Origin of the sequence: Spongiibacter tropicus DSM 19543, assembly GCF_000420325.1 — a bacterium.
GTDB lineage: Bacteria > Pseudomonadota > Gammaproteobacteria > Pseudomonadales > Spongiibacteraceae > Spongiibacter > Spongiibacter tropicus.
Map to the genome: position 1 here is coordinate 1751432 of NZ_ATUS01000001.1, position 15826 is coordinate 1767257.

Here is a 15826-nt window from a genome sequence, read left to right on the forward strand (position 1 = left end):
TCAGCGCCGCTGGGCGTCCCGCAGCAGTTCGTGCATGGTGCTGCGAGCCATGGCCAGGTCTTCCTCGTGCTTGAGCAGGACGTTGAGGCTGTCATCCACCAGTTCCCGCGACAGGCTGGCCGCGTGCAACAGCAACAGGCTTCGAGCCCAGTCGATCGTCTCACTGATCGCCGGCGGCTTTTTCAGGTCCAACTCGCGCAGGCTGTGTACAAACGCGACCAGTTGCCCGCGAAGCTGCTCCGGTAAATCCGGCACCCGGCTGTGTACGATACGACTCTCCAGCGCGGCTTCGGGAAACGGAATATGCAGATGCAGGCAGCGGCGGCGCAAAGCATCGCTGAGATTGCGGGTGTTATTGCTGGTAAGCAGAACCAGGGGTTTCTGCTTCGCGCGCAAGGTACCAATCTCCGGCAGGCTGACCGCGAAGTCGGCGAGAATCTCCAACAGCAGCGACTCGAACTCCTCGTCAGCCTTGTCGATTTCGTCGATCAGCAAAACGGCACCGCCGTCATTCTGCAGCGCACGTAACAGCGGACGGGGCTCCAGAAAACGCTCGGAATAAAAAATATCGTCGAGGTTATGCAGACGCTCGACCGCTTCAGACAGGCCGTTGGCTCCGTCGAGAATATCCTGCAACTGGGTTTTTAGCACCTGCACGTAGAGCAGTTGCTTGCTGTATTTCCAGTCGTACAGCGCCTTGCTCTCGTCCAGCCCCTCATAACATTGCAGACGAAACAGCGGCTGATCGAGCATCGCCGCGCAGGCATTGGCCAACTCGGTTTTACCCACCCCCGGTGGACCTTCGATCAAAATCGGGCGCTCCAACTGGCGAGCCAGATACAGGGTTGTCGCAATCGGGACACTGGCGATGTAGCCCTGCTGGGCAAGCTGGTCAATCAGGGCGTCGACAGCGGGACGGGCGGAACTCATGGGCTGATCTCATCGGTAGTTCTCAGGAACGCAGCATCGACTGCAGCAAGGGCCAGTGTTGCGGGAAAAGCTGAGGATAGTCACGGCGTATCTGCTCGGCGTCGGCAAAGCGGTGATCGCCATAGTCAAAGCCGGGGCAGACCGCCTCGGAAATTAAGCCGTAACGACCACTGAGCAAGCGCGACGCTTTCCACCAGCCCCCTGGCACCACCAACTGCAATTGCTGGCCTGTCGCCAGATCTGGCCCCAGCACCGTCTGCTGCAGGGCGCCATCTGCGGTCAGCAGGGTGTACTGCAAGGCGCCGCCGCCCTGCCAGAAGTGCACGATGTCGGAACGATTGCTGTGCAGGCAGCCGATAGGGCTGTGTTCGGTAAGCAAGTAATAAATACAGCTCATCATTGCTCGGGGCTCATCCCCGACGACCGCGTGTCGGGATGAGGTGAAATGGCGGCGAAAGAAACCGCCCTCAGGATGCGCCTCAAGGTCCAGCGCCGCAATCAGAGCCTCGGGAGAATCGGGCAGGGTGCTCACTCAGCCTCCCGTGGTGTTCATAAAGCGCACGATCTGCGGCTCGTCGTCCAGTGAGAAGTGATGACGCTCGGGCTTGAGGTCCATGGCCTCGATAATCGCGGCGCGCAGGCGCTCAGTGTCGCCGGGGTATTGATCGACGATCGGCTTCAGATTCAGCGAGTGCTCATTGCCCAGGCACAGCAGCAAGCGCCCCTCCACCGTCAGGCGAACGCGGTTACAGAGGTGGCAGAAATTGTGGCTGTGAGGCGAAATAAAACCGATACGGCTGTCGCTGTCGGCCATTCGGTAATATCGCGAGGGACCACCACTGGTTTCCGTACTCGCGGTCAGCGGGTAACGCTGATGAATACGCTCGCGAATACTGTCGCTGCTGCAGAAGGTCAGAGCGCGATCATGCTCGCTGATCTGCCCCAGCGGCATCTCCTCAATAAAGCTGATATCCAGGCGCTGGTCGCGGACAAAATCGACCAGATCGAGAATCTCATCGTCGTTGCGGCCATTCATGATCACCGCATTGAGTTTAATCCGTTCAAAGCCCGCCTGCTGAACGGCGTCGATGCCGCGCAATACCTTCGCCAGATCGCCGGTGCGGGTCAGGGCGCGAAAGCGCTCTGGGCGCAGGCTGTCCAGACTGATATTGATGCCACTCAACCCCGCCTTGCGAAGCGGCGCGGCATACTTGTCCAGTTGCGCACCGTTGCTGGTCATTACCAGCTTCTCCAGTCCGTCGAGCTGCCCCAGCTTCTCAACCAGCCACAGCACATTGTTGCGCACCAGCGGCTCACCACCGGTCAGGCGAATTTTTTTCACCCCCAATTGCACAAAAGCGGCCGAGATGTCGTAGAGTTGCTCAAGATCGAGAATCTCCCGTTTAGGCAGAAAGCGCATATCCTCCGCCATGCAGTAAACACAGCGGAAGTCACAGCGATCAGTGACCGACAGCCGCAGGTAATTTACCTGTCGTCCAAAGCGGTCTTGTAATGGGAGAAGCGGCGTACTCATGGCGCTGATGGTAGCACAGCTTCCCATCGCGCCCACCCGCCGTGACATACGTAAAATAAGGCCCAAGGCGGCCACCACTCCGGAGACCCACAATGAGAACACTCACCCTGATGGTAATGGCTACACTGCTGAGCCTGCCGGCGCTCGCCGACGACGGACGCGTTTACAATCGCCACGACGAGTCCATTACCGCCCGGCAACTCGCCGATGCGGTCGCCGCCGAGAAAGCGGTAGAGAAAGCCGGTGTTGCGCCGGAATCTCAGGCGGCTGCGGCTATTCGTATCAATATGGGTCAGTCACCAGACAAGGCCGACGCCCCCAACGATAATGCCTTTACCTCCGAAGGCGAACTGCTCACCCACAAACAGGCCGCCAAACGTTTTGCGGCCATTGAAATGATGGCGCGCGCGGGCATCGACCCGGACTCTGAGCGCGCGGCACAGATTCGCGCGGCCGCTCAGGGCAAAGCGGAAACGGCTGACGGCGAGCCCGTGAACGAGCAAACCGTGGAAGAAATGGCCAAAGAAGCCGCCGTTCAGGAAGCCATGATCTACACAGGCACCGAAGCCGGCTCACCCAATGAGACCCTGATTCGCATGGGCGCTGACAGCATGATGGACAAAATCAAAAGCTGGTGGGACTAGCGATTAAATTTGTGTAATTGGCGTTTTTTGCCAGTGAGATGTCTTATTTTGCCATTGTCTGCAATCTGACAAGCGGTACCCTAGCTGCACAAAATAAACGCCCTTTTTATAGGGTTATTACAAATGGATAATTGGGCGGCGAGCGTTCCCGCAACTTTGCTGAGGACAAAATCATGACAGACACAGCCACAATCAGACGCTACCCCATGCCGATGCCTTTCGGCTGGTTCGCGGTTTCCTATTCAGACGAACTGGCCGTTGGTGAGTCCCGTGCCGTGCATTATTTCGGTCAGGAGCTCGTACTCTTCCGCACCGAAAGTGGCCGCGCCGTGCTGATGGAGGCGTACTGCCCCCACCTGGGCGCTCACTTGGGCCACGGCATTCACGGCCAGGCAGGTAAAGGCGGGCGAATCGAAGGCAACAATATCGTCTGCCCATTCCACTCCTGGAAGTTCAACCCGGAAGGTGAGTGCGAAGAGGTGCCTTACGCCACCAATATGCCGCCGAAGATCAAAGGCAAGAAATGCCTGAAGTCCTTCCCCGTTCGCGAGACAAATCAGGTGATCTGGGCCTGGTATCACCCCGAGGGTGAGTCGCCGAAGTGGGACGTGGTTGAACACGATGAAGCCAACGGCGACGATTGGTCACCGCTGGAGCGCTACGAGTGGATTCTGAATACTCACTCGCAGGAAATGGCTGAGAACGCCGCGGACCCCGCGCACTTTAAATACGTGCACGGCACGGCCTCGTTCCCCGAGTGGGAAACCACTTACGATGGCCCGATGGTACGCGGTCTGCAGAAAGCCAATATGCCGACCCCGCGCGGTGAAGTGAAGGGTGCGATCCGCACTGGCAGCGCTGGCCCCGGCCAGGGCTTTACCAAGTTTGAAGGCATCGCCGACACCTTCCTGATGGGCTTGACCACGCCGATCGACAACGAAACTGTGCACGTGCGCTTCGCCTTCACCCAGCCTAAAGTTGACGGCGAAGTGAAAAAAGGCGGCGTTAACGCGGCGATCATTGCCAACATCGTCGGCCAGCTGGAAGAAGACAAGCCGATCTGGGAACACAAGATTTATCGCCCGCTGCCGATTCTCTGTGACGGCGACGGCCCGATTGCCAAGTTCCGCAAGTGGTACTCGCAGTTTTACGCCGGCGGTTTTGACCCCCGCGGACTGTAAGCAGCCACAACATATCAAGGGCGGCCCTGAGCCGCCCTTTTTTATGCCCGACCAGCGCCCCACCGTATCTTGGCTTTGCGCTATACTTCTGCGCAACTTACCGCCGACCGGAGCCACAATGAACCGCCTGCTATTGCCTGTGCTGATTGCGTCCAGCCTGCTTTCTTCGCTGGCCAACGCGGCCTGCACACTACCTGCAGCACCGACACCGGCATCACCCACAAACCTTGAGCGCAGCGAATTACAGGATTGGCGACAGCGCTTGGAGGCCTACCTAGATGAGCAGGGTCGCTATTTGAAATGTATGGATGCCATGGAGAAGACTGCGAGGGGCACGGGCCATGACACCGAGCAACGGCGTCTGGATCGCATCGGTCGCTACAGCAAGGCCATGGCGGAAATGACGGACGCCGTAGACGCCTACAATACTCAGGCCGAGGCGTTTAATGCCCGCTGAGCACAATTCCCCGCTCACCCAACCGTTGACTCAGTACCTCACTGGGCTCTCTGGCCCCCAATAAGCGCAAAAACTGTCGTCCCGGCACTGGGGTAGGCTGCCAGCCCTGACCGAGCAATAACTGCTGAACCCTGCGGGCAATTGCCTGACCGGAGTCAATCCAGGCCAGCTTCGGCAACTGTCGCGCCAACTGATCTTTCACCAACGGAAAATGTGTGCAGGCCAGTACGACGGTATCCATTTCTGCCGCACGGGGGTGACAATGAAACTGCTCTGCAATGCCCCGCCATACCTGCGGCGCATCGTCGCCGTGCCAAAACAGTGCTTCAACCGCCGGCGCCAGCTCCGCCGAACCGACCGGGATCACACAGCAATCCGGCGCGAAATCCGCAATCAACTTGGCAGTATAGGGGCGGGCAACGGTCCCCGGCGTGGCCAGTAAACCAATGACGCGGCTGCGGCTTTGCGCCGCGGCAGGCTTGATCGCAGGCACCACGCCCACCACGGGAATTGATAACTGCTCGCGCAACGCTGGCAGCACTGCCGTACTGGCCGAGTTGCAGGCCATCACCAGCATATCGGCCGACTGCGCTCGCAGTACCTCGTGAACTTTCTGACAGATGTGCTCGACCAGCGCCTGCTCCTGCCAGAGGCCATAGGGAAAGCCGCCGCGATCCATAACGTACAGTAAGTCCAGACTCGGCAGCAGGGCATGAATTTCCGCCCCGATGCTGAGCGAACCGACGCCGGAATCAAAAATGACGATACGCGGCGTGCGATCGCGGACAGTCAAAACGGCAGTCCGTCAGAGCAGTTCGAGGATCTTTTCGGCAGCGCTGACATCCACTCCGCCCGCCGGTTCAACAGCCAACTGAGTCACCACGCCGTCATCGGCAATCAGTGCAAAACGCTGGCTGCGCTTGCCCATACCAAAGCCACTGGCGTCCAGTTCCAGGCCCAGCGCCGATGTCAGGGTCGCATTGCCATCGGCCAGCATCAGAATTTCATCGGCGTTTTGAGACTTGCCCCAGGCACTCATCACAAAGGCATCGTTCACCGCCATGCAGGCAATGGTGTCTACACCCTTGGCCTTGATCTTGTCGGCATTTACAACATAACCGGGCAGGTGGGTGAGCGTACAGCCCGGCGTAAACGCGCCCGGCACGGCAAACAGAACCACTTTTTTACCCTTAAAAATATCGTCAGTACTGATGTCCTGGGGGCCTTTCTCGCCCATCACTTTCAACGTAACGGCGGGAATGGAATCACCAACTTGGATGCTCATAATTTTATCCTTTTCGAGTGAGGCAGGCTGCTGTTAGGAAATGCGCGCTCAGTGTAGCAGAGCCGCGCGGCCACCGATAAGCACTTGAAATCACATCGTTCACCACCATATAGAAAACACAGCATGCTGGCGCAATTTCGTGAAAACACCGTTTTTTCAGGAGGTATGCACCATGAACAGTTATCTGCCGTTTGCCCTGTTTAATGACCTGAGCCGCGGCATAGACCACCGCAACGAACCGCGTGAACCAGTGAATCGCGCCTGGGCACCCGCTGTCGATATCAGCGAAACCGACGACGCCTACCTGTTGAGCATGGATGTGCCCGGCATCGATCGCGACGCCATAGAGGTCAGCATCGACAACAATGTGCTGACCGTCAAAGGCGAGCGCAATATCGACCACGGCAATGGCAAGCTGGCTGTCAGTGAGCGCTGGCAAGGCCATTTCCTTCGCCGCTTCAGCCTGCCCGACAGCATTGACCAGGAACAGATTGCCGCCAAAGTCGACAACGGCGTGCTGGCACTGCACCTGCCCAAACTGGCTGCCGCAGAACCTCGGCGAATCACCGTGCAATAAGCCATTCCATGCATCAAGGGCCAGCCCCGGCGCTTGCAGGGTCTGGCTGGCTGTGCTGGAATCAGCTCCTTTGCGGCCAGGCCAGTATTGTGAGTACAACACCCCGTTCCCAGCGACTGCGTAGAGAGTGGCAGATATTTCTGCTGGCACTGGGCTTTCTCAGCCGCCTGCCGGTGCCACCCGACCCCGATTTCTCTCAGGACAAACTCGACGGTGCCGCCCGCTATTTTCCCGCTGTCGGACTGCTGTTAGGTGCCATCAGCGCCGTTGCTTTGCTGACCTTCGATGCCCTGTTCAACAATCTTCCACTGGCGGTGCTGCTCAGCATGGGGGTCGGGCTTATGGTCAGCGGCGCCTTCCATGAAGACGGACTAGCCGACAGCGCTGACGGCTTTGGCGGCGGCTGGCAGCGCGACGATGTGCTGCGCATTATGAAAGACTCCCGTATCGGCAGTTACGCAACCGTCGCGCTGGTGATGGTGCTGGGAATCAAAGCCCTCGCGCTCAGCAGTCTGCCCAGCGCCAGCAGTGCCGCACTCGCCCTGCTGCTGGCCCAGCCCCTCAGCCGCTGGCTGGCCGTGTCGTATTTGGTAGACCTGCAATACGTCAGCGGCGAGGGGAAATCCAAGCCATTGGCCACCGCGCTGCCACTCAGCCAATGGTGGCTGGCCGGGCTAGCCGTGCTGCTGCCGGCACTGTTTATCGACGTCGGCCACTGGCTGCTGATGACGTTCAGCCTGCTGATTTTTCGCATTGTCTTTGCCCGCTACCTCCGGCGCCGGCTGGGAGGGTACAGCGGCGACACACTGGGCGCCGCGCAGCAACTCAGTGAGCTGCTGATCTATCTGTCACTGCTGGTCGCGCTTTAAACACTATCGCCGAAGCGGCTTTGTTTATGAATCAGTACTGAATCACAACTGTGAATTGTTGCCCCAGCTTTTCCGGCACTTCTTCCTGAAAATGGCGTCTCAAGGCCTGTATGAGGGAGGAATACACCATGGCAAATCCGCTTTTGATCGCCGCAGGCATCGGTACGGTTGCGGTTGCAACCGCTGCGGGCATCGGCGTTTATGAACAACAGAGTCAGCCTCAGTTTGCGCAGGTACTGGACGTAAAACCCATTACCGAGACGTACTTTGTATCGCGGGAAGAATGCCGCGACGAAGTGATCCAGGAAACTGCACCCAGCCGTGACAGCAATCAGGTCACCGGCACCGTGGTCGGCGCGGTACTGGGTGCCGTTATCGGCAATCAGGTCGGTGGCGGAACTGGCAAAAAACTGGCGACTGTGGCGGGCGCTGCGGCAGGCGGCTACGCGGGCAAGCGTGTTCAGGAAGACATGCAGAGCAAGAATATGCAGACCCGCACAGAGCGACGCTGCCAAACACTGGAAGACCCGAAACAGCGGGTCACCGGCTATCAGGTTAGCTATAGTTTGAACAATGAAACCGGAACCGTAGTGATGAGTGAGCCACCCGGTGAGCAGATTCCTGTGGTAAACGGATCCCTGCAACTTGCCGTAGAAAACCAGTAAACGGCACGTAAACGCGGAATTCGCGTCCTGACAACAACAGCAAGGAGAGACCTATGCGAAACAAACAGCGCAGTGCGGCAATTATTCTGAGTCTGCTGATGGCCTGGATGGGCCTGGCCGCCAGCGGTGCCTCGGCGGCGATGGTCGACACCGCCAGCGTCATTCACGATGCCAGTGTCAGTGAGCAGAAAGCCGCACTAAAAGACGCCCTGCAGCGCGATGATGTCCGTGACCGACTGATGGACCTGGGTGTCTCACCCGCCGATGTTGATGCCCGTATCAACGCGCTGACCGCCGATGAACTCGCCAGCCTGCAGGCGCATATGGATGACATGCCCGCCGGTGCCGGTGCTGTCGGCCTGCTGGCACTGTTGGTATTGATTTTCTTCATCACCGACATCCTCGGCGTGACCGACATCTTCCCCTTCGTTAACCCGGCCAATTAATCGGCGGTATGCGCCGACTCGGCCTTGCGCTGCTGCTCAGCCTGCTATTGGCGGCGTGCAGCAGCGCGCCTCATATCCCTACCGATACCCGTCAGCAACTCAGCGAACACCGACAACTCTCGGTGCCGTTTATTGCGCAGCAGGACTACTACTGTGGCCCGGCCGCGATTGCCAGCATTGCCCGCTATCGACAGCTTGAAGCCGATCAGCAGACCATTGCAGCAATGAGTTTTCTGCCCGGCCGACGCGGCAGCCTGACGCCCGAAATGCAGGCCGCCAGTCGACGACTTGGGCTGATGCCTTATCCACTGGGGAGCAGCTTCAGCGACCTGCTTCGGGAGGTCGACGCCGGGAATCCGGTACTCGTATTACAGAATCAAGGCCTAAGCTGGTTTCCCCAATGGCACTATGCCGTCGTACTTGGCTACGACCTGGCCAGCGAGACCTTGTATCTGCACTCCGGCGAACACCCCAATTACGCGCTGAGTTTCGCCACCTTTAACGCCACCTGGGCACGGGCCGACTTCTGGGCAAGAGTCTTGGTGGACAGCGGTAACGTCCCGGCAAGTGCGCGACCACTGCCGTATCTGCGCAGCGCGAACGCCTTTGAGGAAACCGGGCAGCGCGCTCTGGCAAAAGCCTTTTATCGGCAGGCCAGCCAACACTGGCCCCGGCAGCCGGAAGGCTGGCTGGCACGCGCCAACCTTGCCTATGCCGATGGCGACATGGCGGCAGCCAGTGCTCACTATCGCCGGGCACTGCAGCAAGCCCCGGACAACGCCAGCCTCTGGAACAACTACGCTTACTCTTTGGACGCAAGGTCCTGCGCTGATGCAGCACGGGCCGCCATTGCCAAGGCAGCGGCACTGGCCCCGGATGACAGCAATATTGTCGCCTCTCAACAGGAGCTAGAAGGCAGCAGTGCAAACGACCAACGCTGCCCCGCCGACACCGCCTTTATCGAAGATCACCGCGCCGACTTGCCCTGATCGGGCAGGCCGCTTATCTTTCTCTGCCACCCGGCGAGAAGGAAAATACCATGAGCCAATATCAGGGAAGCTGTCTGTGTGGCGACGTGCGCTATGTTATCGATGGCGAGTTTGAAAGCTTTTATCTCTGCCACTGCAGCCGCTGTCGCAAAGGCACGGGATCGGCCCACGCCTCAAACCTGTTTTCCACCTCTGCGAGCCTCGCCTGGCAGAGCGGCGAGCAGCATGTGGCATCGTTTACCCTGCCCGGCAGTCACCACAGCAGAAGCTTCTGCAAGCAGTGTGGTAGCGCACTGCCCGGCCTGCACATGGGAGGAAAACTGCTGATGGTGCCCGCGGGCAGTCTGGACAGCGCCGTCAGCCTGCGCCCCAACGCTCATCTTTGCGTCAGTAGCCGGGCCGACTGGGATCACGAACTGGAGCACGTTGATCAGCTCGACGGACTGCCGGGCTGAAGCGGGGATGCAGCGACACCCAACGGTGGGTGGTCGCTGCACTCGGCAGCCTAAAGTGCCTTGTCCTGCTCTTGTAGTTCCTTCTCCAGACGGTGGCTGACATCGTGGGGAGAGCCGGTTCGGCGAGCCAACAGACGGTAGGCCATAGGAATAACAAACAGGGTAAACAGTGTTGCGGCACTCACCCCGAATACCACCACCACGCCGATGACGTAGCGACTTTCGCTGCCTGCACCAAAGGCCAGCAACAGCGGGATCGCTCCCATAATCGTCGTGATGGCCGTCATGACGATCGGCCGCAAACGCAACTCGGCAGCGCGACTGACCGCCTCATCGAACGGCACGCCCTCATCGCGCAACTGATTGGTGAACTCCACCAGCAAAATGCCATTTTTGGCCGCCAGTCCCACCAGCATTATCAACGCCACCTGGCTGTAGATATTCAGGCTCTGGCCGGTGAGGTACAAGCCCAGCAGCGCCCCCGCCACAGCCAGCGGCACCGTCAGCAGGATCACCAGCGGGTGGAGGAAGCTCTCAAACTGGGCCGCCAGCACCAGATAGACGACCAGCAGGGCCAGTACAAAGGTGAAATACACTGCACCGCCGGTATCCTTGTAGTCCAGCGATTCCCCTTTGTAATCAATGATGGCCTCGGGCGCGACGCGTTGCGCCACCTCCTCAAGATAGGCCAAGGCCTCGCCAAGCGAATAGCCGTCGGCCAGACCGGCATCGATGGTAATCGCGCGCACCCGGTTGTAGCGGTGTAATACCGCCGCATCACCGCGCTCTTCCATACGCACCAGATTCGACAGCGGAATCAGCTGGCCACTGGTATTGGAACGCACATAGATATTGCCGAGATCATCCGGGGTGTTCTGAGCGCTGGGTTCCCCCTCGAGCACCACGTTGTACTCTTCGCCACCCATCATAAAAGTGGTCACGATGCGCGAGCCCAGCAGCGTTTCCAGACTGCGATTGATTTCCTGTGTACTCACCCCGAGGTCTGCCGCGCGATTGCGCAACACGGTAACGTCCAGCAGCGGTTTGGTTTCACGGTGATCGGTATCCAGCGCCACCAGACCGGGATTGGTCCGCGCCTCATCCATAATGGCATCGCGCCAGGCCACCAGATGCTCGTAGTCACTGCCACCGAGCACAAACTCCACCGGCTTGTTAAAACCGCCACCCAGCGCCTGAGGCAGCAATGGGAATACCGTCAGCGCCGTGAAGTCACTCAAGCGGCGGCGGATATCCGCCACAATTTCGGTGCTGGGACGCCGCTCATCCCAGGGCGACAACACCAGAATGGCGAAGGCTTCACTGTAGCTCTCAGCCCCACCTCGACCGGCGGGCGCACGCACCAGAAAACGCTTCACCTCACCGCTTTCCGCCAGGGGCATCAGGCGTTGTTCCAACTCTTCCAGATGCTTGCTGACGTAGTTAAAAGAGGAGCCCTCCGGACCGCGAATCATCAGGAACATCACCCCGCGATCTTCCTTGGGAGCAAATTCGGCGGGCACTTCCTGCAACAGCAACACGCAACCCAGTACCGCCGCACCCAGCGCCGACAGCGAGATCACTGGCCGCCGCAAACTGGCGTCGAGTACACGTCGATAGCGCGCCTCCATCCGATGCAGCAAGCCTTCGACGAATTCGGCCAAACGCCCGTGCATGGCCTCGCGGCGCAGCAGTTTTGAACAAATCACCGGGGACAGCGTTAACGCTACAATGCTGGAGAAAAATACCGCCACCGCCATGGCTACCGCAAACTCGCCAAACAGACGACCCACGTCCCCCTCGAGCATGGTGATCGGAACAAATACGGCGATCAGCACCGCCGTGGTCGCCACCACCGCAAAGCCTACCTGCCGACTGCCGAGAAACGCGGCCACCAGCGGCGTCTCACCTTGCTGCAGGCGGCGGTGAATATTTTCCAGCACCACGATACTGTCATCCACCACCAGCCCAATGGCCAATACCAGTGCCAGCAGAGTCAGTAGATTGATGGTGTAGCCCAGCGCATAGAGCACGGTGAAGGTCGCAATCAGCGACACCGGCACAGTGATCGCAGGCACCAGCATGGCGCGGAAGTCGCCGAGGAACAGAAAGATCACCAAGACCACCAGCGCAGCCGCAATAAACAAGGTGCTGTACACTTCATCGATGGCGCTGTCGATAAAGACGGAGCTGTCAAAACTGTCGTGCAGGCTGGCCCCGGCAGGCAAAATATCGCGCAGCTTCTCCGCCTCGGCGTGAACCGCTTTGGCCACTTCAAGCGTGTTGGCGACGCTCTGTTTGATAATGCCGATACCCACCTGCGGAATACCGTTGCCCCGGAACAGATTCCGGTACTCCTCGGCGTCCAGCTCAATGCGCGCCACTTCACCGAGCCGCAGCAGATTCCCGCTGCTGTCACGACGCACCACCAGCGTCTCGAAGTCTTCCGGCTCGAGATACTGGCGCTCAATCTTGATCACAAAATCCCGGTCGACCGATTTCAGCGTACCGGCGGGCAACTCCACGTTCTCGCGCCGCAGGGCATCCTCAATATCACCAACCGTCAGATTGCGCGCCGCCAATGCTTCGTGATCCAGCCAGATGCGCATCGCATATTCCGGGCCGCCACTCACACGAATCCGCGCCACACCGCTGATCACCGACAGACGGTCCACCAGGTATCGCTGGGCGTAATCGGCCAACTCCAGGGTATTCATGCGCGTGGAGGTCAGGTTCAACCACATAATGACCTGCTGGTCAGAATCGGTTTTCTGCACCTCGGGGGCGTCGGCCTCTTCCGGCAGATTGTTGCGCACCCCGGCGACCCGGTCGCGCACGTCATTGGCCGCCGAATCCACATCGCGATTCAGATCAAATTCGATATTGATGGAGGAAAAGCCATCCTGGCTGATCGACGAAACCGTTTTAATACCCTCGATCCCGGCGATGCGCTCTTCGATGACCTGCGTGATTTTTGACTCGACCACCTCAGCCGAGGCGCCGGTGTAATTGGTGGAAATCGACACGATCGGCGGATCGACATCCGGGTATTCGCGCAGCGGCAGTCGCTCGAAAGACAACAGACCAAAGGCCACCAGCAGCAGGCTGATAACCGTGGCGAATACCGGGCGCTTAACGGCGGTATCGGATAGCAGCATGACTCAGGACTCCCGCGCCACAACCGGGCTGCCGGGACGCAGCATCAGGTAACCCTCGGTAATCAACTGATCGCCCGCCGCCAGCCCGGCAAGCACTTCCACCCAACCGGGCGTACGTATGCCCAGCTCGACCTCCCGGCGCTCGGCCAGGCCATCGCCGCCCATCAACCAGACATAGTGCCGACGCTCGATGCTCTGCAGCGCCGACTCGGGAACCATGATGCCCTCGCGCTGATCCTTGAGCAGCGACAGGCGCATCAACATGCCGGGCTTGAGCACGCCGTCGGGGTTATCCAGCACGGCACGCACCATCACACTGCGCGACACCGGATCAATGCGCGGGTTAATCGCCACAATGGTGCCGACGAAAGACTGATCCAGTGCATCACTGTGTGCATTGACGCTCATGCCGACTCGCAGCGAGCCCAGCAACAAACTGGGAATATTCAGATCCAGACGCATCACGCTCAGGTCGTCGAGACTGGTGATGGCACTGCCCGCCGAGAGGTAGGCACCAGGGCTGACTTCCCGCAAGCCAGTTACACCACTGAACGGCGCCCGCAGGGTTCGCTCGTCAATTTTTGCCTGCACTTCGGCAATTTTCGCGTCGGCCCGCTCCTTGGCACTGATGCGGGCATCGTACTCGTTGCGGGCCGCCGACTGCGTCGCCAACAGGTTTTCCAGGCGTTTGATTTCACGGTTCTGCTCGCCCAGATCCGCTTTGGCTGAGGCAAGCTGGGCCTGCTCCTCCGCCTGCTCCAACACCGCCAACAAGGCGCCTTTTTCGACATATTGCCCCTCGTCGAAGTGAAGGCTGCGAACTTTCTCGTTCACCGTGCTGGTGATCTGCACAGACTCTCGGGCGAGCAGCGTACCCAGCGCCGGCAGGCGCTCCTCAATCACTTGCGGAGCCAGCGTCTGGGTTGTTACCGACGCGGCAGGCCGGGCAGCACCAGCCGGTGCCTCAACCGACGGTTCACAGGCAGCCAACGCCAACAGGGGCAGGCAGAGGAAAAACGCGCGGCTATAGCGAGGCATGACAAACTCCTGTTTATTATCGGTCACCGCAGCACCTGCGGAGGGCCTGATACAGACCGTTAGAACCGCCTGCAGTTTCACAGGCGGCGGCCTCGCGGCAACTCAGCGCTGGGCGAGGCGGGCGTCAGCCCGGTCAACGGCGGCGCGCACCTGAGCCGGTGCGGTACCACCAGTGTGATTGCGAGCGTTGACGGAACCTTCCAGCGTCAACACCTCAAACACATCGCTGTCGATATCCTTGCTGAACTGGCGCAACTCGTCCAGCGACATTTCCGACAGGTCTTTGCCCTCGGCAATACCGTAGGCAACAGATTTACCCACCACCTCGTGGGCGTCGCGGAACGGTAGTCCTTTACGCACCAGATAGTCGGCCAGATCGGTCGCCGTTGAGAAACCGCGCATGGCGGCTTCGCGGGTGACGTCGGCGTTCACCGTAATCGCCGGTACCATATCGGCGTAGGCCTTGATGCTGTCTTTGAGGGTATCCACCACATCAAACAGCGGCTCTTTGTCTTCCTGATTGTCCTTGTTGTAGGCCAGCGGCTGCGACTTCATCAGCGTCAGCAGACTGATCAGGTGACCATTGACCCGACCGACCTTGCCGCGAATCAGCTCCGGCACATCGGGATTTTTCTTCTGAGGCATGATTGATGAACCGGTGCAGAAGCGATCCGGCAAATCGATGAAATTGAATTGCGCGGAGGTCCACAGTACCAGCTCTTCACTGAAGCGCGACAGGTGGGTCATCAGCAAGCTGCCTGCAGCAGCAAACTCGATGGCAAAGTCGCGGTCGCTGACAGAGTCCAGCGAGTTTTCAGTAGGGCGGTCAAAACCCAGCAGCGAGGCGCTGTACTCACGATCGATAGGATACGTGGTACCCGCCAGTGCCGCCGCGCCCAGCGGGCTCTGGTTCATGCGCGCCGCGCAGTCCTGCAAGCGGCTGAAGTCACGCTCCAGCATTTCGTTCCAGGCCAACATGTGATGACCAAAGCTCACGGGCTGCGCCGTTTGCAGGTGTGTAAAACCGGGCATGATGGTATCGGCTTCGCGACGAGCCAGCGCCACCAGCCCCTGCTGCAGTCGGGTCAGCTCGCTGCAGATAGCGCCGATTTCATCGCGCAGGTAAAGGCGAATGTCGGTGGCAACCTGATCGTTGCGCGAACGACCGGTGTGCAGCTTCTTGCCGGTAATGCCGATCTTGTCCGTCAGCCGCGCCTCGATATTCATGTGCACGTCTTCCAGGCTCACCGACCACTCAAAGCGACCGCCCTCGATCTCGCTGCGGATCTCTTCCAGGCCCGTCTGAATCTGCTTCAGCTCGTCTTCGCTCAACACACCCACTTTGGCCAGCATCGCCGCGTGCGCCAGCGAACCATTGATATCGTGGTGGTAAAGGCGCTGATCGAAACTGACGGAGGCAGTAAAGCGCTCAACAAACTGATCGGTGGCTTCAGCGAAGCGTCCACCCCAGGGTTTGATGGTCGGCTCTTGGTCACTCATTGCAAGGCGGGTCCTGTGTCGGTCGGGCGCGTGGCGAGCACGCTCTGAAAAGCCGCTGAGTATAGCAGAGTTCACCCCGCCGCCGAGACCTGCGAGCTTAA

At 59.5% G+C, this 15826-nt stretch carries 17 protein-coding genes; 9 read left to right on the forward strand and 8 right to left on the reverse strand.

Features of this window, described 5'->3' with window-relative positions; all coding sequences use genetic code 11:
• Genes G411_RS0108195 through moaA form a run of 3 tightly spaced genes read right to left on the reverse strand, consistent with a single transcriptional unit; the run spans position 1 to position 2491 of the window.
• Positions 1-930: an AAA family ATPase gene (locus G411_RS0108195; RefSeq protein WP_022958706.1), complete on the reverse strand. Its 930-nt coding sequence runs from the start codon at positions 928-930 to the stop codon at positions 1-3.
• Between the two features lie 22 nt (positions 931-952).
• A complete protein-coding gene (locus G411_RS0108200) occupies positions 953-1462 on the reverse strand; it encodes a cupin domain-containing protein (RefSeq protein ID WP_022958707.1) in 510 nt (169 codons plus the stop codon).
• A complete protein-coding gene (moaA, locus tag G411_RS0108205; RefSeq protein ID WP_245542374.1) occupies positions 1463-2491 on the reverse strand; it encodes a GTP 3',8-cyclase MoaA in 1029 nt (342 codons plus the stop codon).
• Between the two features lie 65 nt (positions 2492-2556).
• Between moaA and G411_RS0108210 the strand changes: the two genes are divergently transcribed.
• From G411_RS0108210 to G411_RS0108220, 3 genes are all read left to right on the forward strand, one after another.
• A complete protein-coding gene (locus tag G411_RS0108210) occupies positions 2557-3108 on the forward strand; it encodes a hypothetical protein (protein WP_022958709.1) in 552 nt (183 codons plus the stop codon).
• 173 nt (positions 3109-3281) lie between these two features.
• A complete protein-coding gene (locus G411_RS0108215) occupies positions 3282-4289 on the forward strand; it encodes a Rieske 2Fe-2S domain-containing protein (protein ID WP_028968269.1) in 1008 nt (335 codons plus the stop codon).
• Positions 4290-4407: 118 nt separating this feature from the next.
• On the forward strand, positions 4408-4746 hold the full coding sequence (locus tag G411_RS0108220) for a hypothetical protein (RefSeq protein ID WP_022958711.1): 339 nt from the start codon (positions 4408-4410) through the stop codon (positions 4744-4746).
• Here G411_RS0108220 and murI read toward each other — a convergent pair.
• Both murI and G411_RS0108230 read right to left on the reverse strand, forming a co-directional pair.
• Entirely contained in the window at positions 4733-5539 is an 807-nt protein-coding gene (gene murI, locus G411_RS19810; RefSeq protein WP_022958712.1) for a glutamate racemase, read from the reverse strand. The genes G411_RS0108220 and murI overlap by 14 nt on opposite strands.
• 12 nt (positions 5540-5551) lie before the next feature.
• The gene (locus G411_RS0108230; protein ID WP_022958713.1) at positions 5552-6031 is read right to left on the reverse strand and encodes a peroxiredoxin; all 480 of its coding nucleotides are present in this window, start codon (positions 6029-6031) and stop codon (positions 5552-5554) included.
• A gap of 172 nt (positions 6032-6203) precedes the next feature.
• Between G411_RS0108230 and G411_RS0108235 the strand changes: the two genes are divergently transcribed.
• From G411_RS0108235 to G411_RS0108260, 6 genes are all read left to right on the forward strand, one after another.
• The gene (locus tag G411_RS0108235) at positions 6204-6608 is read left to right on the forward strand and encodes an Hsp20/alpha crystallin family protein (protein WP_022958714.1); all 405 of its coding nucleotides are present in this window, start codon (positions 6204-6206) and stop codon (positions 6606-6608) included.
• An 89-nt stretch (positions 6609-6697) separates the two neighbouring features.
• Positions 6698-7477, forward strand: coding sequence for an adenosylcobinamide-GDP ribazoletransferase (locus G411_RS0108240; protein ID WP_028968270.1), 780 nt, complete (start codon positions 6698-6700; stop codon positions 7475-7477).
• Between the two features lie 128 nt (positions 7478-7605).
• Complete coding sequence (locus G411_RS0108245; RefSeq protein ID WP_022958716.1) at positions 7606-8142, forward strand: glycine zipper 2TM domain-containing protein; 537 nt, start codon at positions 7606-7608, stop codon at positions 8140-8142.
• Between the two features lie 53 nt (positions 8143-8195).
• Positions 8196-8588: a PA2779 family protein gene (locus tag G411_RS0108250; protein WP_022958717.1), complete on the forward strand. Its 393-nt coding sequence runs from the start codon at positions 8196-8198 to the stop codon at positions 8586-8588.
• An 8-nt stretch (positions 8589-8596) separates the two neighbouring features.
• Complete coding sequence (locus G411_RS19815) at positions 8597-9577, forward strand: PA2778 family cysteine peptidase (protein WP_022958718.1); 981 nt, start codon at positions 8597-8599, stop codon at positions 9575-9577.
• Between the two features lie 50 nt (positions 9578-9627).
• Positions 9628-10032 carry a GFA family protein gene (locus G411_RS0108260; RefSeq protein WP_022958719.1) on the forward strand — a complete coding sequence of 135 codons (405 nt, stop codon included), beginning with the start codon at positions 9628-9630 and terminating at the stop codon, positions 10030-10032.
• A 50-nt stretch (positions 10033-10082) separates the two neighbouring features.
• On the opposite strand, the gene G411_RS0108265 is transcribed toward G411_RS0108260, so the two are convergent.
• The 3 genes from G411_RS0108265 to argH all read right to left on the reverse strand — a co-directional run bounded on the left by G411_RS0108265 (position 10083) and on the right by argH (position 15725).
• Complete coding sequence (locus G411_RS0108265) at positions 10083-13187, reverse strand: efflux RND transporter permease subunit (RefSeq protein ID WP_022958720.1); 3105 nt, start codon at positions 13185-13187, stop codon at positions 10083-10085.
• Between the two features lie 3 nt (positions 13188-13190).
• The gene (locus tag G411_RS19820) at positions 13191-14225 is read right to left on the reverse strand and encodes an efflux RND transporter periplasmic adaptor subunit (RefSeq protein WP_022958721.1); all 1035 of its coding nucleotides are present in this window, start codon (positions 14223-14225) and stop codon (positions 13191-13193) included.
• A 102-nt stretch (positions 14226-14327) separates the two neighbouring features.
• Complete coding sequence (gene argH, locus G411_RS0108275; protein ID WP_028968271.1) at positions 14328-15725, reverse strand: argininosuccinate lyase; 1398 nt, start codon at positions 15723-15725, stop codon at positions 14328-14330.
• Between the last annotated feature and the right edge of the window lie 101 nt (positions 15726-15826).